We start from the raw sequence: 18,535 nt of genomic DNA, 5'->3' as shown, positions 1-18,535 counted from the left end.
GGGCCTTTCTCTTCGAACGGGAGGGGGAGAGGCGGGGAGCCGGATGCCGGCTCCCCGCCCCGGCGGTGCGCTACTGCGTGACCGTGAAGCCCTGCCCCTTGGCGTACGACACGATCGACTTCTGCCAGGCGGCCAGCCCGGCGTTCAGGTCGGTCTTGTCGGCGATCGCCTTGCCCAACGTGTTGTTGAAGCTCGAGTAGACGTAGGCCATGAACGGCGGCCACTCGAAGTCCGGGTCGACCGTGTTCGTGATGTCGGCGAACAGTGCGTTGACCTTCTGGCCGCCGTAGAACGGCGCCGACTGGGCCTTGAACGAGGCGCTGTTGAGCAGGCTCGTCTGCGGCGGATACAGCGACTGCTTCGTGTTGAGCGTCTCGATCGACTGCTGGTCGGTGTTGATGAACTTCGCGAGCTCGTAGGCGGCGATCGGGTTCTTCGTGGACTTCAGCACCGCGTCGGTCGAGCCGCCGAGGTTCGCCGAGACGTTCGCCGTCGTGGAGTACTGCGGCAGCGGGGCGGCCTTCCAGAGGCCGGCGGTGTCTTTCGCCTCGCCCTGCAGGAAGACGGGGCCCCACGCGGCGGTCAGCCACGTGGCGTACTTGCCCTTGTCGAGGCCCTGGTACCACTGGGTGGTGAAGTTCGGGTCGACCGCGACGAGGTTCTTCTGCAGCAGGGTGTTCCAGTACGTGCCGACCTTCTGGGCCGTCGCGGTGTCGAGGTTGACGGTGACGTCCTTGCCGCCGGAGTACTTGAAGGGCTTGACGCCGGCCTGCCAGAGGAGGCCGATGTAGGCGCCGGCGTCGTTCGGCGGGAGGTCGGTGAGGTAGCTCCCGGTCTTCGCCTTGACGGTCGCGGCCGCCGTGGCGAAGTCGTCCCAGGTCTTCGGAGCTTCCGTGATTCCGGCCTTCTTCAGGATGTCGGCGCGGTACAGGTCGCCCATCGGGCCGGAGTCCTGCGGGATCCCGTAGACGGCGCTGCCCTGCGTGACCTGGTTCCAGGTCGAGGCGGAGAACGACGACTTGAGCTTCGAGGCGCCGTACGGCGACAGGTCGAGGAGGCTCTTCGTGAGCTCGAACTGCGGCAGGTACTGATACTCGACCTGGGCGACGTCGGGCGCGCCCTTGCCGGCCGAGATCGCGTTGGTCAGCTTGGTGTACTGGGCGGCGCCCTGGCCGACGTTGTTCACGTTGACCTTGATCTTCGGGTACTTCTTCTCGAACATCGCGACCTCGGTCGACACGTTCGGGAGCCAGGTCCAGAAGTTCAGGGTGGTGGGGGTGTTCATCGCCTTCGTGATGTCGGAGGCGCTGACCGGCTTCGTGCTCGACGACGACGTCGAGGGCGACGAGCATCCGGCGACGAGCAGCGACATGGCGGCGGCAGCGGCGCCGACCGTCATGATGCGCTGTGCTGTTTTACGACGCATGTGTCTTTCCTTTGTGTGAGGGATGGTGCGGGGGAGGGAAGGTCAGCGGGCGGGGTGGCGCAGGATCCTGACGCCGCGCGGCGGCAGCACGATCGAACGCGGGCCTTCGAGGCTGTCGCCCGTCTCGGCGTCGATGACGTCGCCGGGCACGTCGACGGTGACCTCGTCGCGCGACCAGTTGAAGACGAAGCGGATGCGCCAGTCGGAAGCGGTGCCGCTCACGGTCGTGACACGGCCCGCCGGGCTCGAGGACCAGCCGGAGGACTGCGGCTCGGGGACGAGCCACGTCGCGAGGTCTTTCGCGAGGGCCGGGTTCGGGACCGTGCCGACGTAGGTGACGCGGCCGGATCCTGCGACCCGGGTGGTGATCGCGGCGAAGCGGCCGATCTCGGGGTGGTCGTAGGTCGCGAGCACCTCGGCGTCGTCGGCGATGACGCCGTCGGCCCACTCGGTCGCCCGGGCGTCGGGGGAGAGAGCGAGCGACCCGTCGCCGGTGAGGCCCAGAGGGCCGCGGAGATTGGTGTACTCGTCGTAGTGGACGCCTGCCGCGTCGGCGAATGTCGGCGGGGCGACCAGCTTGCGCACGCGGACCCTCTCGTCGGCGTAGGCCGAGCGGATGCCGAGCACGAGGTGGCCGCCGGCGTCGACGTAGTCGTGCAGCCAGGCGAGCGTGGCGTCGTCGGACGAGTAGAGCGCCGGGACCACGAGGACGGGGTGGGCCTCGGCGAACGCGGCCGCCGCGAGCCCGGGCAGCTGCGTGTCGTGGATCACGAGCGCCTGGCGGTCGGACTCGACGATGCCGGTGTGGAAGGCGTCGAAGATGCGGTGGTACGCGGTCGGGTCGCCGTGCATGTCGTGGTCGGCCGACGGCAGCGGGCTGAAGAACTCGAGAGCCCACTTGCTGGCGTTCGAGTAGAGCAGGGCGATGTCGCTGTCGGGCGTGAAGCCCGCCAGCTGCGGACCGACCGTCGCGAGCGAGTGGCCCAGCTCGGCGACCTCGTCGTAGACGCGGCCGGGCTTGCCGCTGTGCGGGAGCACGCCGCCCCAGTACGTCTCGAACCCGTCGTTAAGGGTCTGCCAGTGCCAGTACTCGATCATCTTCGCGCCGCGGGAGACGAGGCCGTAGGCGGCCTGCTTCAGCTGCCCCGGGTAGCCGGGCAGGTTGTAGGCGTGGCCGCCGATCGACTGGGCGTCGGTCTCGGTGACGAGGAAGCGCTCCTGCCGGCTCGACCACATGCGGTCGGCCTGACGGAAGAACGGGCCGACGCCCGAGACGGCGAAGCCGATGGGCTCGGCCTTCGGCTCGACGAGATCGAGGCCGTCCTGCAGGTCGTAGTACGGGTTTCCGGCCGTGACGTCGAGGCCCGCGGTGAGGCTCACGTCGTCCTGCGCCGGCCGAGGGTAGGCGATGCAGGTGGTGACGAACTGCGACGGAGTCGAGTAATCGCGCACGATGCCGGCCTGCCAGTGGATGAAGTCGTCCGTGAGCTCGGCCTGGTAGCGGCGCCACTCGAGGTCGTACTGCGGGAACGAATTGCCGTCGGGTCGCCAGAGGTCGTCGAAGCTCGTGAGGCGGTGCGACCAGTAGGTCAGCCCCCACGCCTCGTTCAGGGCCTCCGGCGTGCCGAACTTCGCTCGGAGGCGGTCGAGGAAGCCCGCGAAGACGTGGTCGTTGTGGAAGAGCACGAGGCCGGGCTCGTTGTCGACCTGGTAGCCGATCACCGCGGGGTGGGAGGCGTAGGTCGAGACGACCTTGCGGATGATGCGCTCGGCGTACTCGCGGAAGACGGGCGAGGCGTAGTCGATCTCCTGCCGGGCGCCCCAGTTCATGGGCTTGCCCGTGGCCGGCTCGGCGGCGATCTCGGGGTGGAGCTTCTGCAGCCACGGCGGCACCGCGTAGGTCGGCGTGCCGAGGATCACCGAGATGTCGCGCTCCGCCGCGGCGTCGAGCGTCGGCCGCAGCCACTCGAGGTCGAACTCGCCGTCGCGCGGCTCCCAGGTCGACCAGACCGACTCGCCCACGCGGATCACCGTGAACCCGGCGGCCTTCATGAGATCGAGGTCGTCGGCGGGAGAGTTCTCCGGGCGGTACTCGGGGTAGAAGGCGGCTCCGAAGAGGAACCGCTCGTCGGCCGAGGGCGGGGTGGGGGAAAGCGTCATCGCTGTGCAAACTCCATTGTCGTGTCCGGGTTGTTAGCGGTAACCCTTCGCGAGGAATGCGCTGTTACCGGTAACTTCGGACGAAGCTACACGCGGTCGTTCCGACCCGCAAGAACTTTTTTCAGCGCGACGCGTCGGCCGGAGCGCCGGTCGACTGCCGGACCACGAGGGTTCCGCGCAGCTCGTCGCCGAGCTCGGGAAGGGTCTCGCCGTTGATCATGGCCAGCAGTCGACGGAACGCGAACCGCCCCTGACCTGCGAATCTCATGGGCACCGTGGTCAGCGTCGGCGAGACGAACGCCGCCTCGGCGATGTCGTCGATGCCGGCGACCGAGACGTCGTCGGGCACCCGCAGACCCGCTCCGGCGAGGGCGGCGATCGCACCGATCGCCATCTGGTCGTTGGCCGCGAAGACGGCCGTGAAGCGCTCGCCGCGTCGCAGGATGCGGGTCATCGCGTCGAACCCGGAGGCCGGGTTCCAGTCGCCCTCCTCCGCCTGCGGAGGCGTCACGCCGGCAGCGCGGAGCGTGTCGGCGAACCCCGCCGCGCGAAGCCGCGACGACGGCCAGTTGCCCGGCCCGGCCACGTGGGCGAACGAGCGGTGGCCGAGGCCCAGGAGGTGCTCGGCGACGACGGCCGCGGCGTCGTAGTTCAGGTTGCCGCGGTGGGCGTCGTCGTCGACCTCGTGCTCGACGTAGACCGGGACGCGGAAGCGGGTGCTCTCGAGCTCGAGCCGGACGTCGTCGGTCGGGGTGAACGCGAGGATGCCGGCGAGATCGTTCTGCTTCACCAGGTCGATCGCTGCGCGCGCCGAGGTCGGGTCGACGGGGTTCATCGTCACGATGTCGAGCACGAAACCGGCCTCGCGGGCGAGCGACGCGGCTCCGCTGAGGGTGGTCATCGGGCCCAGCTGCGTCATCTCGTAGGCGAGGGCCCCGATCCTGCGGCTGGATCTCGTCGCGAGCGACCGGGCGGCGCTGTTGGGCTGGAAGTCGAGGTCGTCGATGGCCTTCTCGACCCGCTCGCGGCTCTGGTCGGAGATGCGGTGGCCCTTGATGTGTCGCGAGACGGTCTGGTGCGAGACGCCCGCGAGACGGGCGACGTCGTAGATGGTGGGCGCCTTCTGTCGCGGCGGGACGGAGTCGGGGCCCTCCGCTCGCACCTCGGTCATGGCGTGTCCTCTCGACTCGGCGGCCCGTCGGCCTGCCATGAGAGTAGCGGCCGTCGCGACACGCGCGGGCGCGTTTCGCGACACGCGCGGGCGAGCGACGCGACACACGGTTGTAACGCGGACGCTCGAATCCTGAACGATCGGTGACGTAGGATGGAAGCCCGTGGTGGTCAATTCGAACTCGGGTCCTCTTCCTTCTGACGGCAAGCCCAAGGTGACGAAACACATTTTCGTCACGGGCGGTGTCGTCTCCTCGCTCGGCAAGGGCCTCACGGCCGCCAGCCTTGGCAATCTCCTCACCGCGCGCGGTCTGCGCGTCGTGATGCAGAAGCTCGATCCGTACCTCAACGTCGATCCGGGCACGATGAACCCGTTCCAGCACGGGGAGGTCTTCGTCACCGACGACGGCGCCGAGACCGACCTCGACATCGGCCACTACGAGCGCTTCCTCGACATCAACCTGAACCAGGGCGCGAACGTCACGACCGGTCAGATCTACTCGACCGTCATCGCCAAGGAGCGCCGCGGCGAGTACCTCGGCGACACCGTCCAGGTGATCCCGCACATCACCGACGAGATCAAGCGCCGCATGCGCCTCCAGGCCGGCGACGAGCCGCAGCCCGACGTGATCATCACCGAGGTCGGCGGCACCGTCGGCGACATCGAGTCGCAGCCGTTCCTCGAGTCGGCGCGCCAGGTGCGCCACGAGCTCGGGCGTGCGAACGTCTTCTTCGTGCACGTGTCGCTCGTGCCGTTCATGGGCGCCTCGGGCGAGCAGAAGACGAAGCCGACGCAGCACTCGGTGGCAGCGCTGCGTGCCATCGGCATCCAGCCGGACGCCCTCGTGCTCCGCTCCGACCGGCCCGTCACCGAGTCGAACCGCCGCAAGATCGCGCTCATGTGCGACGTCGACGAGGACGCCGTCGTCAACGCCCGCGACGTGCCGAGCATCTACGAGATCCCGCACATGCTCAACGAGCAGGGCCTCGACGCGTACATCATCGAGCACCTCGGACTCGACCACAAAGCCGGCGCCGTCGACTGGTCGGGCTGGAACCCGATCCTGTCGGCCGTCCACGAGCCCAAGCACGAGGTCACCATCGGCCTCGTCGGCAAGTACATCGACCTTCCGGACGCCTACCTCAGCGTCACCGAGGCCCTCAAGGCCGGCGGCTTCGCACAGCAGACCAAGGTGTCGCTGCGCTGGATCCCATCCGACGACTGCGAGACGCCCGAGGGCGCGGCCAAGGCGCTCGCCGAGGTCGACGGGATCTGCGTGCCCGGCGGCTTCGGCATCCGCGGCATCGAGGGCAAGCTCGGCGCGCTGCGCTTCGCCCGCGAGAACGGGATCCCGGCGCTCGGCCTCTGCCTCGGCCTCCAGTGCATGGTCATCGAGTACGCGCGCCACAAGGCCGGGCTCGAGGGCGCGTCGTCGTCGGAGTTCGACCCCGACACCCAGCACCCGGTGATCGCCACCATGGCCGAGCAGGTCGACATCCTCGAGTCGGGCGATCTCGGCGGCACCATGCGTCTGGGGCTGTACCCGGCCGCGCTCCTGCCCGGGTCGCTGGCCGCCGAGCTCTACGGTGCGAACGAGGCCTCCGAGCGTCACCGTCACCGCTACGAGGTGAACAACCACTACCGCGAGCAGATCGCCGACGCCGGCCTGGTCTTCTCGGGCACCTCGCCCGACGGCCACCTGGTGGAGTACGTCGAGCTCGACCGGGCCGAGCACCCGTTCTACATCGGAACGCAGGCGCACCCCGAGCTGCGGTCGCGGCCGAACCACGCCCACCCGCTGTTCCAGGGCCTCGTCGCGGCGTCGCTCGACCGGCAGAACTCGTCGCGCCTGTTCGAGGTGGCCGACAGTGCCCAGTGACGGCGTGACCGGCGACAGCGTGCCCAGTGAGCCTCTGAAGGACGACGCCGTCGAGGTGAACGTCACCTCGACCGAGGTGCCGTTCCACGGTGCGGTGTGGAACATCCGTCGCGACGCTTTCGACTACAACGGGCAGACGATCCGCCGCGAGTACGTGGAGCACACCGGGGCGGTCGCAGTGCTCGTCGAGGACGACGAGGGCCGGATCCTGCTCATCAAGCAGTACCGCCACCCCGTGCGGTCGCGCGACTGGGAGCTCCCCGCGGGCCTTCTCGACATCGAGGGCGAAGAGCCGCTGGTGGCCGCGAGGCGCGAACTCGCCGAGGAGGCCGACCTCGAGGCGTCGACGTGGGAGCCCCTCGTCACGTTCAACACGTCGCCCGGCGGCAGCGACGAGGTGCTGTACGTCTTCCATGCCTCGAACCCCGGGGCCGCGCCGCAGACGTTCGACCGTGAGGCCGAGGAAGCCGACATCGAGGTGCGCTGGGTGCCGCTGCAGGAGGTCGTCGACGGCATCCTCGACGGGCGCCTGCACAACTCGATCCTGTCGATCGCGGCCCTCGCACTGCACGCGAAGAAGGGCGCCCGGCCGTAGCGCTTGCCTGCGCCCCGGCGCTCCGGCCCTAGCCTGGTCGGCATGACCGCGTTCGACACCGCCCGCGACCGCTACCTGCGGTACGTCACGGTCGAACGCGGGCTGTCGGTCAACACGGTGGCCGCGTACCGGCGCGACCTCGCGCTCTACTCGAGGTTCCTCGAGAAGCGAGGGGTGCAGGATCCTGCGCTCGTCACCCCCGCACTCGTGGCCGAGCTACCCGCAGCGCTCGCCACCCGTGACGAGCCGCTCTCCGCCTCGTCGGTCGCGCGCATCGTCTCGTCGGTGCGCAGCTTCCACCGGTTCGTCGCCGACGAGGGGCTCGCGCCCGACGACGTCACCACGACCACTCGGCCGCCGAAGCTGCCGAAGCGCCTGCCGAAGGCGATCACCGTCGCGCAGATCGAGGCGCTGCTCGCGGCGACCGACGGCGACGACCCCGTGCGCCTGCGCGACAAGGCGCTGCTCGAGCTGATGTACGCGACCGGCGCCCGAGTGTCGGAGGCGGTGGCGCTGAACGTCGACGATGTCATCGAGGGCGATGTCGTGCGGCTGTTCGGCAAGGGCGGGAAGCAGCGGATCGTGCCGCTCGGCAGCTACGCGCGACGGGCGATCGACGACTACCTCGTGCGCGCGCGGCCGCTGTTCTCCGAGCGGGGGAAGGCGACGCCTGCGCTGTTCCTCGGGGTGCGCGGCGCGCGGGTGTCGCGGCAGAACGCCTGGCTGATCATCCAGGGCGCGGCGTCGCGGGCGGGGCTTAGCGCGTCGTTGTCGCCCCACACGCTCCGGCACTCCTTCGCGACGCACCTGCTCGAGGGCGGGGCCGACGTCAGGGTCGTGCAGGAGCTGCTCGGGCACTCGTCGGTCGCGACCACCCAGATCTACACGCTGGTCACCGCCGACGCCCTCCGAGACGCCTACGGACAGTCCCACCCGCGGGCCCGCTGGCGCCCCGGCGAGCGCGAGGCTCGCGAGGCGGCCGCCGCGCGCGCCCGCGCGGCGGGGGAGACCGGAGTGTCGGCGGAGCCCCGGTAGCATGGGCAGGGTGAGCACGACGCCGAACACGAGCACAGCGCAGGCCGCAGCCGACCTCGGGCCGACCGGCCGACCGCGCACGACGTTCCCCGTGCCGCCGAAGCTGTCGAGCCACGGCCCGGCGCGCATCATCTCGCTCTGCAACCAGAAGGGCGGCGTCGGCAAGACCACGACGAGCATCAACCTCGGTGCGTCCCTGGCCGAGTACGGCCGCCGCGTGCTCGCCGTCGACTTCGACCCGCAGGGCGCCCTCAGCGCCGGCCTCGGTGCCAGGACGCACGACGTCCCGACCATCTACGACCTCCTCATCGGTGAGGTGAAGGACCCCCGTCAGGCCATCCAGTCGACCCGGGTCGAGGGTCTCGACGTCATCCCCGCGAACATCGACCTCTCGGCGGCCGAGGTGCACCTCGTCAACGAGGTCGCCCGCGAGCAGATCCTCGCGCGCGTGCTGCGCAAGGTGTCGGCCGACTACGACGTGATCCTCATCGACTGCCAGCCCTCGCTCGGCATCCTGACGGTCAACGCGCTCACCGCAGCCCACGGCGTGCTGATCCCGCTCGAGTGCGAGTTCTTCGCCCTCCGCGGCGTCGCGCTGCTCGTCGAGACCATCGACAAGGTCCGCGACCGCCTCAACGAGGACATCGAGCTGGACGGCATCCTGGCCACCATGTACGACTCGCGCACCCTGCACAGCCGCGAGGTGCTCGAGCGCGTCGTCGACGCCTTCGGCGACAGCGTGCTCGAGACCGTCATCTCGCGCACGGTGAAGTTCCCGGACGCGTCCGTCGCCGCGAGCCCGATCAACCAGTTCGCGCCGACGCACCCGGCGGCCGAGGCGTACCGCCAGCTGGCGAGAGAGCTGATCAGCCGTGGCGCCGCAGCCTGACCTGGCGTCGCAGCCCGACGTCGACGACGCCTCCCGCGACGTCGAGCCGTCGACCGACACCGGCTTCGCGGTGAGCCTGGCGAATTTCTCGGGGCCGTTCGACCTGCTCCTGTCGCTCATCACCAAGCGCGAGATGGACATCACCGAGGTCGCCCTGTCGGAGGTGACCGACGAGTTCCTGTCGTACCTGAAGGGCCTCGACTCCGACGAGGAGCTCGATCGCGCCAGCGAGTTCCTCGTGGTGGCGGCGACGCTCCTCGATCTCAAGGTCGCCGGGCTCCTGCCGCAGGGTGAGCTCGTCGACGCGGAGGACGTCGCGCTGCTGGAGGCGCGCGACCTTCTGTTCGCCCGGCTCCTGCAGTACCGCGCGTTCAAGCAGGCGGCCGAGTGGTTCGCCGCCCGCGGCGAGGCCGAGGGCGATCGCCACGCGCGCAGCGTGCGGCTCGAGCAGAAGTTCCGTGTCTCGACGCCCGAGCTCGTCTGGACTCTCTCGGTGGACGACTTCGCCGCGCTCGCCGCCATGGCGATGACGCCGCGCGAAGCGCCCACGGTCGGGCTCGACCACCTGCACGCGCCGCTGGTGAGCATCCGCGAGCAGGCGGCGATCGTCGTCTCCATGCTGCGTCGCGGTGCCGTGATGAGCTTTCGCGAGCTCGTCGACGGCATCGACGTCAAGGGAGTCGTCGTGGCCCGGTTCCTCGCGATCCTCGAGCTGTACCGGCACGCCTCGCTCAGCTTCGAGCAGGTCGAGCCGCTGGGCGAGCTCACCATCCGCTGGACGGCCGAGCACTGGTCGGAAGAGAATCTCGCGAACCTGGGGGCCGACTATGACGGCTGACACCGTCGAACCCGACGACCTCGCCGCTCCGAATGCGGGCGTGCCGATCGCCCGCACGCTCGAGGCGATCCTCATGGTCGCCGACGAGCCGCAGAGCCTCGTCTCCCTGGCCACAGCCGTCGGCGCGCCCGTCGCCGCCGTGCGGCAGGCGATCGAGACGCTCGTCGCCGACTTCGACGGTGTCGAGGGGCCCGACGGCCGCCCGAGTGTGCGCCGCGGCTTCGAGCTGCGCGAGGTCGGCGGTGGCTGGCGCTTCTACGTCCGCGAGGAGTTCGACCCCATCGTCCGCGACTTCGTCCTCACGCAGAACCCGACGCGCCTGTCGCAGGCCGCGCTCGAGACCCTCGCGGTCATCGCCTACAAGCAGCCGATCACGCGTGGCGCGATCGCGCAGATCCGCGCGGTCAACGTCGACTCCGTCGTCCGCACGCTGCTCGGCCGCGGGCTCATCACCGAGTCGTTCACCGACGCGGAGACCGGCGCGATCAACTACGAGACCACCGACCTCCTCCTCACCCACCTGGGCATCAACTCGCTCGACGACCTGCCCCTCATCTCGCCGCTCCTCTCCGACGGCACAGCAGGGTTCGACGATGGCTCCGTCTGAGACCGCGGGCGCAGGAGCAGGCGCACCTCCGTCCGGCGAGCGCCTCCAGAAGGTCATGGCCGCGGCCGGCATCGCGAGCCGACGCGTCTCCGAAGACCTCATCGCCCAGGGCCGCGTCACGGTGAACGGCGCGGTCGTGACCGAGCCGGGGCGCCGCATCGATCCCGTCGTCGACCGCGTCGTGGTCGACGGGCAGGCCGTGCAGCTCGACACGTCGCGCCGCTACCTCATGCTCAACAAGCCGGTGGGCGTGGTGTCGTCGCTGAGGGACGAGCGCGGGCGCCCCGACCTCACGCAGTTCACCGATCGCTACCCCGAGCGGCTGTTCAACGTCGGCCGGTTGGACGCGGAGACGAGCGGCCTCCTGATCCTGACCAATGACGGCGAGCTCGCCCACGTGCTCGCGCACCCGTCGTTCGGCGTGATGAAGACGTACGTCGCGAAGGTCGAGGGGTCGATCACGCCGGCGACCGTGAAGACCCTGCTCGCGGGTGTCGAGCTGGAGGACGGCCCGATCGCGGCCGACTCGGCGAGGATCGTCGACCGCGGCACGGGTCGCGCGTCGGGCACGAGCATCGTCGAGATCACGCTGCACTCCGGGCGGAACCGCATCGTGCGCCGCATGCTCGACGCCGTCGGGCATCCGGTGATCGACCTGGTGCGCCGGCAGTTCGGCCCGCTCCACCTCGGAACGCTGAAGATCGGCCAGGCTCGGGACCTCACGCGCGACGAGCTCGGAGAGCTCCTGACGATCGCGCAGGACGCCGGGCTGGGCGCCGTCGCCACCGCGGTCGTGGCCGAGGCCGACGAGGAGTCCGGCGTGCACCTCGTCGCCGACGTCGAGGACGACGTCGCGGAGACCGACAAGGAGTACTACGACGAGGACGACGAGGAGTTCGAGGCCGAGCGCGACGCCCGCGACGAGAGCCGCCGTCGGCCGGCGGGCGCCGGGCGCGGCTCGCAGGGCGACCAGCAGGGCGGTACGGCACGGCGCGAGCCGAAGAAGCAGTACGACAGCGACGGCAACCGCCGCCGCGCGGTCAACGGCGACGTGACCGGCGGCCGGCCGGTGAAGGGCGACGGCCCGACGAGCCGCCGCGCCGAGGTCCGGCGCGAGCAGGAGCGCCGCCGCGGACAGGAGCGCCCGGGCGGCACCGGAGGCCGTCGAGGCGGCCCGGGAGGAGCACGATGAGCGAGTCGCGGCGCCTCGAGGGGCAGGTGCGCGTCGTCGGCTCCGGGCTCCTCGGCGCGAGCATCGGCCTGGGCCTGAGGGCGCAGGGCGTCGACGTCATCGTCGACGACGTCTCGCCGGCCGCACGCACCCTCGCCATCGACTACGGCGCGGGCAGGGCTCCCGCCGAGGGCGACGACCCGGCGATCATCGTCGTGTGCGTGCCGCCCGACGTGACCGCGCAGATCGTCGAGCGCGAGCTGCACGACTACCCGAACGCCCTCGTCACCGACGTCGCGAGCGTCAAGGGGGCTCCGCTGCGCGAACTCCTCGGCCGCGGCGTCGACGTGACCCGCTACATCGGCTCGCACCCGATGGCCGGGCGCGAGCGCGGCGGCCCGATCTCGGCCCGCGCCGACCTCTTCGTCGGGCGCCCCTGGGTCATCGCCGGCCACGACGGCATCACCTACCGCCGGGCGGCGGCCCTCGAAGACCTGATCCTCGACCTCGGCGCGACGCCGCTCGAGATGTCGCCCGACGACCACGACGCCGGTGTCGCCGTCGTGTCGCACGCGCCCCAGGTGATCGCGTCGCTCATGGCGGCGAGGCTGCGCGACGCCCCCGACGCGTCCCTCGGGCTCGCGGGTCAGGGGGTGCGCGACGTCACCAGGATCGCCGCCTCCGATCCTGCCCTCTGGGTGCAGATCCTCGGGGCGAACGCGTCGACGGTCGGCGGCGTGCTGCGGGAGTTCCGGGCCGACCTCGATCGCGTGATCGAGGCCCTAGGCGACGTGTCGCATCCTGGAGCCATGAGGGTCATCGCCGAGACGATCGGCGACGGCAACCAGGGGGTCGCGAGACTCCCCGGCAAGCACGGGCAGTCGAAGACGTTCGCGCAGGTCGTCGTGCGAGTCGACGACCGGCCCGGCGAGATGGGCCGGCTCTTCACCGAGATGGGTGAGATCGGCGTCAACATGGAAGACCTCAGGATCGAGCACTCGCCCGGGGCGCAGTTCGGTCTGGCCGAGATGAGCGTCGTGCCCGAGCACGAGGAGCGCCTCGTGGACGACCTGATCCGCCGCGGCTGGACCGTCACCGGGCGTTGAGCCCGCCGCCGAGCACAGAACCCCGCACCACAGAAAGAAGTCATGACCCCCACCGACTCCGACCTGCCTGACGGCGCTACCCTGCCGGACGTTCCCGCCACCTCCGAGGGCGTCGCGGCGTTCAAGGACGACCTCTACGCGCGGTTCCGCGACTCGTCGCTCTACGGCGAGACGTCGTTCGCGCCGGTCGTCGTCGCGGTCGACGGCCCCGCCGGCAGCGGCAAGTCGAGCGTCAGCCGCGCCGCCGCCCGAGCCCTGGGCTTCGCGTACCAGGACACAGGAGCCGCCTACCGGGCGTTCGCCCTCCACGCCGCGGACTCCGGCGTCGACCTGACCGACCCGGTCGCGGTCATCGGCACCCTCGGCACGTTCGAGTACGAGATCGGCACCGACCCCGACGACCACTACGTGCGTGTCGGCGGGCGCGACGTCACCGACGAGATCCGGACGCCGCGGGTGACCGCCTCGGTGGCCAACGTGTCGAAGATCCCCGAGGTGCGCGCGTACCTCGTCGACCTGTTCCGCCAGGTGATCGCGTCGACGCGTCGGCCGGGCATCGTGACGGAGGGGCGCGACATCACGACGGTCGTGGCTCCCGAGGCTCCTGCGCGAATCCTCCTCACGGCCAGCGAAGAGGCTAGAATGGCCAGGCGTTCCGCGGAGGTCACGGGGCAGAGTGCCGAAGAGACCGCCAGGCAGCTCGCCCACCGCGACCAGCAGGACAGCAAGGTAGTCGACTTCATGACAGCCGCCGACGGCGTCACCACCCTCGACTCCACCGATCTCGACTTCGATCAGACCGTCTCGGCCGTGGTCGAGCTCGTCCGGCAGGCGGCCAGCCAGAAGGGCTGAACCGCGCCGGGCGGGCATCAACTCAAGGAGCCCCATGGCACGCGACGACAACGACCTCACCACCGACGACGGCCCCGACCTCGACGGCTCGATGGTCGAACGCCTCGCCTCGATCGACGAGGCCGAGGCCCAGCAGCGCGCCAGCGCCCTCCGCCAGGGCCTCGACGACTACGAGCTCGACGACGAGGACATCGACCTCCTCGACGCCGGCGACTGGGACCCGAACGCGATCACCTACGCCCCGGCGCTGCCGGTGCTGGCGATCGTCGGCCGCCCGAACGTGGGCAAGTCGCAGCTCGTCAACCGCATCCTGGGCCGCCGCGAGGCCGTCGTGGAGGACAAGCCCGGCGTCACCCGCGACCGCGTCTCGTACAAGGCCGAGTGGTCGGGTCGCCGCTTCACCGTCGTCGACACCGGCGGGTGGGAGCCGGACGCGCTCGGCATCGACGCGTCCGTCGCCATGCAGGCCGAGATCGCGGTCGACCTCGCCGACGCCGTCCTGTTCGTCGTCGACGTCAACGTGGGCGCCACCGCGACCGACGAGCACGTCGTGCGGATGCTGCGCGCGACCCACAAGCCGGTGATCCTGGTCGCCAACAAGACCGACGACGACCGCAAGGCCCTCGAGGCCTCCGAGCTCTGGAGCCTCGGCCTCGGCGAGCCGTTCCCGGTGTCGGCCCTCCACGGTCGCGGCGTCGCCGACCTGCTCGACAAGGCCATGGCCACGCTGCCCGCCGTGTCGAACGTCGCCAAGGAGGAGATCGGCGGACCGCGCCGCGTCGCGATCCTCGGCCGCCCGAACGTCGGCAAGTCGTCGCTGCTCAACAAGTCCGCGGGCGAGGAGCGAGTCGTCGTCAACGAGCTCGCCGGCACGACGCGCGACCCCGTCGACGAGCAGGTCGAGCTCGGCGGCCGCATCTGGACGTTCGTCGACACCGCGGGCATCCGCAAGCGCGTGCACCTGCAGCAGGGCGCCGACTTCTACGCGTCGCTCCGCACGTCCGCCGCTCTCGAGAAGGCCGAGGTCGCGGTCGTCGTCCTCGACGTCACCGAGCCGATCTCGACGCAGGATCTCCGCATCATCGATCTCGTCCTCGAGTCCGGGCGCGCGCTCGTGCTCGCCTTCAACAAGTGGGACCTCCTGGACGACGACCGCCGCCGCTACCTGGAGCGCGAGATCGAGCAGGACCTCGACCACGTCTCCTGGGCGCCCCGCGTCAACATCTCGGCGAAGACCGGCCGCCACCTCGAGAAGCTCGTGCCCGCGCTCGAGCTCGCCCTCGAGTCGTGGGACACCCGGATCCCCACGGGCAAGTTCAACGCCCTGCTGGCCGAGCTCACGCAGGAGCACCCGCACCCGGTGCGCGGCGGCAAGCAGCCCCGGATCCTGTTCGGCACCCAGGCCGCGAACCGCCCGCCGACGTTCGTCCTGTTCACGACCGGGTTCCTCGACCCGCAGTACCGCCGCTTCATCACGCGGCGCCTGCGCGAGATCTTCGGGTTCGAGGGCACGCCGATCGTCGTCAACATGCGCGTGCGCGAGCGCCGCAAGCGGTCGTAGGCACTCGCCGGGATCGGGGAGAATAGGGTCGTGACCCTCGACGAACGCGCGGACCGACTGTGGCGCCGGCTGCGGATCGACCGCCTCGCCGGCGGGCGTCAGCACGCGTACGTCGTGCGGGAGGACATGCGGCGCCACGAGTCGACCGTGAGGGCGTTCCGGATCCTGCGCCTGCTGCTCCTGGTCGAGACGCTCGTGGGCGTCGCCGCCATCGCGATCGCCGTGACGCTGACCTCGCATGGCGTGGCGGTGTCGTGGGCGGTGTGGTTCCGGGCGACCGTCGTGCTGATGATCACGCTCTCGCTCTACGTGTTCGCGTGGCGGGCGCAGCTCGGCTACTACTGGGCGTTCTCGCGGATGAAGCTGTTCAGCCGCATCTTCCCCGTCGTCACGGTGGTCGTCGCGCTGATCCCCGGCCTCTACCCGACCTGGATGGTGGTCGAGCAGCTGATCTTCTCCGGGCTCATGGTCGTGATCGCGGTGCTGCTGTCGACGCCGCACCTGCGCAGCGTGTTCCCGTCACCGCGGCTCCTGGCGACGTCGCCGCGCTGACGCGCTGAGCGCTGGCGCGCCGAGAGCAGGTCAGGCAGGAGCAACGGCAGGCTCGGCCGTGCGACTCGTGCGGCCGACCCTCACGTCGGCCGTCGGCACGATGCGCCCGTCGCCGGTGACGAACGCGACCTTCAGGCGCTCGCCCGTCTCGGCCTCGGTGTAGCTGCCGCCGCCGATCACATCGGCGGGCCGGTGGTCGACGCCCCAGGCGCCGAGGGCCGCCAGCACGGGGGAGAGCTCGCGGCCCGCGTCGGTCAGCAGGTACTCCTCGCGCTCGCGCTCGCCGGGCTCGCGGTAGCACTGCCGCGTGAGGACACCGGCATCGACGAGGGCGCCGAGCCGGGCGGTCAGCACGTCGGGCGACACCCCGAGCGACGCCTTGAACTCGGAGAACCGTGTGCGCCCGTAGAAGGCGTCGCGGACGATCAGCAGGGCCCACTTCTCGCCGAGGACGGAGAGGCTCTGCGCGATCCCGCAGGTCGGGTCGGGGCACGAACGCTTGCTCATGACCCCCATCGTACCTCAGTTGGTTTTTCGTATCCAGCCTGCTATGGTCACTGCATGCCAACCTCGAATCGCCTGTCGTTCTGGACCTGCGCCGCCGTCCTCGCCCTCGCGCTGTGGACCAGCGGGGCCGCGACGCCGGTGTACCCGCTCTACTCGAGCGACTGGCACCTCACGCCGTTCCTCACCACGGCGATCTTCGCCGTGTACCCGCTCGTCCTCGTCGTCGTGCTGCTGGTGTTCGGCGACCTGAGCGACACGATCGGCCGCCGCGCCAGCATCCTGCTCGGGGTCCTGTCGTCGATCGTCGGCGTGCTGCTCTTCGCGCTCGCCCCCGACGTCGTCTGGCTGCTCGTCGGCCGCGCCTTCATGGGCCTGGGCGTCGGCCTCTCGCTGAGCCCGGCGACCGCGAAGATGATCGATGTCGCAGGATCAGCGAATGCCGCCCGGACCGGCGCCATCTCCACGGCGTCCACCGCCGTTGGCCTCGTGTTCGCGAGTCTTCTGGGCGGCGCGCTCGTGCAGTACGCCCCGTTCCCGCTCCACCTCACGTACTGGGTGCTGCTCGGCGTCGAGGTCATCGTCCTCGTGCTGGTGTTCCGGCTCGACCGCGACCGCCCGGCCGATGCCGGGCGCTGGCGCCCCCACGGCATCGTGGTTCCGCGCTACCTCTGGGGCGCGGTTGCGACTGCCGCGATCTCGCTCAGCGCCTCCTACGCGATCGGCGCCGTGGTGCTGTCGCTCGGCGCCTCCATCGGCAAGCAGCTGACGCACACGAGCAACGCCTTCGTGATCGGCGCGATCATCGCCCTGTCGATGGTCGTGATCGGCGTCGTCGCCCTCGCCTCGCGCAAGGTTCCGCTGCTCGCGGCGCTGCCCGTGGCGTTCGTCGCGGCCGTGCTGTCGTTCGGGTCCCTCATCCTGGCGGCCTCGCTGCAGTCGCTCGGGTTCTTCCTCGCCTTCACGATCTTCGCCGGCATCGCCTACAGCCTCCTGTTCGCGGGGGGACTGCAGATCATCGGCCGGTTCACGCCCGAGCATCACCGTGCGGGCACGCTGTCGGCGGGCTACCTCGTGGCCTACCTCGTACAGGGTGCGGCAGCGCTGTGGCTGGGAAGCGAGGCGACCGCGGGTGGCTACGGGCACGCGGTGGATCTCGGTGCTCCTGCGATCGTGGCGCTCGTGCTCGTCGCTCTCGTCGCGGGCGTGGTGCTGCTCCGGCCGCGCGCGCCTCGCCGGCCCCGGATCGAGTCGGTGCTCACGACCGAGACGCACGAGGTCATGACGATCGACTGACGCGGTCGTTCGCCCGCGGCCGCCGTCGCGACATAAAGCGACACCTGCGACGCACCGAGGCGTCGCAGGTGTCGCTTTTCGTCGCTGGGGCCTAGGCCTGCCCGGCGGCGGCGGCGTGCTCGTCGAGGAACGCGCGCGCGGCGTCCCACGCCTGCGCGGCGTACTCGGCGTTGTAGGCGTGCGGGTTCCGCTCGTTGAAGAAGGCGTGGCCCGTGCCCGCGTAGACCGTCGGCGTGAAGTCGACGCCGGCTGCCGCCATGCCGGCGGTGACCTCGGGCAGGCCCTCGATGAGCCGAGTGTCTTCGTCGCCGTAGAAGGCCAGGATCGGCGCCTGGATCTTCGACAGGTCTGAGGTCTCGGGCGGCGAGCCGTAGAACGGCACCGCCGCCTTCACGCGCGGGTCCGCGGCTGCGAGGGCGAACGAGTACGAGCCGCCGAAGCAGAAGCCCGTGACGGCCAGGTGCCCCGTGCATCCTGCCTGCTGGTCGAGGTGGTCGAGCACCTTCTGCAGCGAGGCGACCGCCCACACGCCGTACTCGGGCGAGTTGCGCGGCGTCGAGGCCTCGCGCATGCGCGTCTGAGCGGCGTTCTTCGCCTCTTCGTCGTCGCCGGCGCGGATCGCAGCAAGCTCTTCGCCGAGCTCGGGAGTGATGCCACCGCGGCTCAGGATGTCGGGCGCGGCCACGACCCAGCCCTCGGCGGCGAACCGATCGGCGACGCCCCGGATCTGGTCGACGAGCCCCCAGATCTCGTGGATCACGACGAGCCCGCCCTTGACCGGCACGCCGTCGGGCGGGGAGGCGAGATACACGTCGAAGGGGCCGTCGTTGTCCAGCTGAATCGTCGATGACATACAGGCAGTCAATCACTCCGTTCTGGCACTACACCCGTCG

At 70.5% G+C, this 18,535-nt stretch carries 16 protein-coding genes and 1 pseudogene; 12 read left to right on the top strand and 5 right to left on the bottom strand.

Annotation, left to right across the window (positions count from 1 at the left end):
* Positions 1-70: 70 nt before the first annotated feature.
* The 3 genes from C8E83_RS07750 to C8E83_RS07740 form a co-directional block, all read right to left on the bottom strand.
* Complete coding sequence (locus C8E83_RS07750) at positions 71-1,426, bottom strand: extracellular solute-binding protein (protein ID WP_245981488.1); 1,356 nt, start codon at positions 1,424-1,426, stop codon at positions 71-73.
* 42 nt (positions 1,427-1,468) lie between these two features.
* A complete protein-coding gene (locus tag C8E83_RS07745) occupies positions 1,469-3,586 on the bottom strand; it encodes a beta-galactosidase (RefSeq protein WP_121369193.1) in 2,118 nt (705 codons plus the stop codon).
* A gap of 121 nt (positions 3,587-3,707) precedes the next feature.
* Entirely contained in the window at positions 3,708-4,757 is a 1,050-nt protein-coding gene (locus tag C8E83_RS07740; protein WP_170159871.1) for a LacI family DNA-binding transcriptional regulator, read from the bottom strand.
* A gap of 214 nt (positions 4,758-4,971) precedes the next feature.
* Between C8E83_RS07740 and C8E83_RS07735 the strand changes: the two genes are divergently transcribed.
* From C8E83_RS07735 to C8E83_RS07685, 11 genes and pseudogenes are all read left to right on the top strand, one after another.
* Positions 4,972-6,636 carry a CTP synthase gene (locus tag C8E83_RS07735; RefSeq protein ID WP_121369191.1) on the top strand — a complete coding sequence of 555 codons (1,665 nt, stop codon included), beginning with the start codon at positions 4,972-4,974 and terminating at the stop codon, positions 6,634-6,636.
* Positions 6,637-6,640: 4 nt separating this feature from the next.
* Complete coding sequence (locus C8E83_RS07730) at positions 6,641-7,231, top strand: NUDIX domain-containing protein (RefSeq protein ID WP_245981486.1); 591 nt, start codon at positions 6,641-6,643, stop codon at positions 7,229-7,231.
* Between the two features lie 42 nt (positions 7,232-7,273).
* Positions 7,274-8,266 (top strand): site-specific tyrosine recombinase XerD, encoded by a 993-nt coding sequence (gene xerD / locus C8E83_RS07725; protein WP_121369190.1) that lies wholly within the window; start codon positions 7,274-7,276, stop codon positions 8,264-8,266.
* 1 nt (position 8,267) lies between these two features.
* Positions 8,268-9,155, top strand: a complete 888-nt coding sequence (locus C8E83_RS07720; protein WP_121369189.1) for a ParA family protein — start codon at positions 8,268-8,270, stop codon at positions 9,153-9,155.
* The gene (locus C8E83_RS07715; protein ID WP_425454757.1) at positions 9,139-9,993 is read left to right on the top strand and encodes a segregation and condensation protein A; all 855 of its coding nucleotides are present in this window, start codon (positions 9,139-9,141) and stop codon (positions 9,991-9,993) included. Before C8E83_RS07720 ends, C8E83_RS07715 begins: the two co-directional genes overlap by 17 nt.
* The gene (gene scpB, locus C8E83_RS07710) at positions 9,983-10,600 is read left to right on the top strand and encodes an SMC-Scp complex subunit ScpB (protein WP_121369188.1); all 618 of its coding nucleotides are present in this window, start codon (positions 9,983-9,985) and stop codon (positions 10,598-10,600) included. The genes C8E83_RS07715 and scpB overlap by 11 nt, the downstream gene beginning before the upstream one ends.
* Positions 10,587-11,366: pseudogene (locus C8E83_RS19845) on the top strand (pseudouridine synthase); the annotation flags it as partial. The gene scpB and the pseudogene C8E83_RS19845, both read left to right, overlap by 14 nt.
* Before the next feature lie 422 nt (positions 11,367-11,788).
* Positions 11,789-12,877, top strand: coding sequence for a prephenate dehydrogenase (locus tag C8E83_RS07700; RefSeq protein WP_121369186.1), 1,089 nt, complete (start codon positions 11,789-11,791; stop codon positions 12,875-12,877).
* A 42-nt stretch (positions 12,878-12,919) separates the two neighbouring features.
* On the top strand, positions 12,920-13,729 hold the full coding sequence (cmk, locus tag C8E83_RS07695) for a (d)CMP kinase (RefSeq protein WP_121369185.1): 810 nt from the start codon (positions 12,920-12,922) through the stop codon (positions 13,727-13,729).
* Positions 13,730-13,820: 91 nt separating this feature from the next.
* Positions 13,821-15,290, top strand: a complete 1,470-nt coding sequence (gene der, locus C8E83_RS07690) for a ribosome biogenesis GTPase Der (protein WP_425454776.1) — start codon at positions 13,821-13,823, stop codon at positions 15,288-15,290.
* Positions 15,291-15,320: 30 nt separating this feature from the next.
* The gene (locus tag C8E83_RS07685; RefSeq protein ID WP_121369183.1) at positions 15,321-15,842 is read left to right on the top strand and encodes a hypothetical protein; all 522 of its coding nucleotides are present in this window, start codon (positions 15,321-15,323) and stop codon (positions 15,840-15,842) included.
* A 30-nt stretch (positions 15,843-15,872) separates the two neighbouring features.
* Here the strand turns inward: C8E83_RS07685 and C8E83_RS07680 are convergent, their stop codons facing one another.
* Positions 15,873-16,349 (bottom strand): winged helix-turn-helix transcriptional regulator, encoded by a 477-nt coding sequence (locus C8E83_RS07680; RefSeq protein ID WP_121369182.1) that lies wholly within the window; start codon positions 16,347-16,349, stop codon positions 15,873-15,875.
* 54 nt (positions 16,350-16,403) lie between these two features.
* Here C8E83_RS07680 and C8E83_RS07675 point away from each other — a divergent pair, with 54 nt between their 5' ends.
* On the top strand, positions 16,404-17,642 hold the full coding sequence (locus C8E83_RS07675) for an MFS transporter (protein ID WP_121369181.1): 1,239 nt from the start codon (positions 16,404-16,406) through the stop codon (positions 17,640-17,642).
* 91 nt (positions 17,643-17,733) lie between these two features.
* Here C8E83_RS07675 and C8E83_RS07670 read toward each other — a convergent pair whose 3' ends face one another.
* Positions 17,734-18,495 (bottom strand): dienelactone hydrolase family protein, encoded by a 762-nt coding sequence (locus tag C8E83_RS07670; protein WP_121369180.1) that lies wholly within the window; start codon positions 18,493-18,495, stop codon positions 17,734-17,736.
* Positions 18,496-18,535: the final 40 nt, after the last annotated feature.

This window comes from Frondihabitans australicus, from assembly GCF_003634555.1.
In the GTDB taxonomy this organism is placed as follows: domain Bacteria; phylum Actinomycetota; class Actinomycetes; order Actinomycetales; family Microbacteriaceae; genus Frondihabitans; species Frondihabitans australicus.
Note: the sequence above shows the minus strand (reverse complement) of the source record. Positions and strands in the feature narration are given on the sequence as shown.

What these genes read in the sequence shown, in the direction of transcription:
- C8E83_RS07750 (WP_245981488.1), bottom strand. Translation starts at nt 1,426, where the DNA reads ATGCGTCGTAAAACAGCACAGCGCATCATGACGGTCGGCGCCGCTGCC.
- C8E83_RS07745 (WP_121369193.1), bottom strand. Translation starts at nt 3,586, where the DNA reads ATGACGCTTTCCCCCACCCCGCCCTCGGCCGACGAGCGGTTCCTCTTC.
- C8E83_RS07740 (WP_170159871.1), bottom strand. Translation starts at nt 4,757, where the DNA reads ATGACCGAGGTGCGAGCGGAGGGCCCCGACTCCGTCCCGCCGCGACAG.
- xerD (WP_121369190.1), top strand. Translation starts at nt 7,274, where the DNA reads ATGACCGCGTTCGACACCGCCCGCGACCGCTACCTGCGGTACGTCACG.
- C8E83_RS07720 (WP_121369189.1), top strand. Translation starts at nt 8,268, where the DNA reads ATGGGCAGGGTGAGCACGACGCCGAACACGAGCACAGCGCAGGCCGCA.
- scpB (WP_121369188.1), top strand. Translation starts at nt 9,983, where the DNA reads ATGACGGCTGACACCGTCGAACCCGACGACCTCGCCGCTCCGAATGCG.
- C8E83_RS07700 (WP_121369186.1), top strand. Translation starts at nt 11,789, where the DNA reads ATGAGCGAGTCGCGGCGCCTCGAGGGGCAGGTGCGCGTCGTCGGCTCC.
- cmk (WP_121369185.1), top strand. Translation starts at nt 12,920, where the DNA reads ATGACCCCCACCGACTCCGACCTGCCTGACGGCGCTACCCTGCCGGAC.
- der (WP_425454776.1), top strand. Translation starts at nt 13,821, where the DNA reads ATGGTCGAACGCCTCGCCTCGATCGACGAGGCCGAGGCCCAGCAGCGC.
- C8E83_RS07680 (WP_121369182.1), bottom strand. Translation starts at nt 16,349, where the DNA reads ATGAGCAAGCGTTCGTGCCCCGACCCGACCTGCGGGATCGCGCAGAGC.
- C8E83_RS07675 (WP_121369181.1), top strand. Translation starts at nt 16,404, where the DNA reads ATGCCAACCTCGAATCGCCTGTCGTTCTGGACCTGCGCCGCCGTCCTC.
- C8E83_RS07670 (WP_121369180.1), bottom strand. Translation starts at nt 18,495, where the DNA reads ATGTCATCGACGATTCAGCTGGACAACGACGGCCCCTTCGACGTGTAT.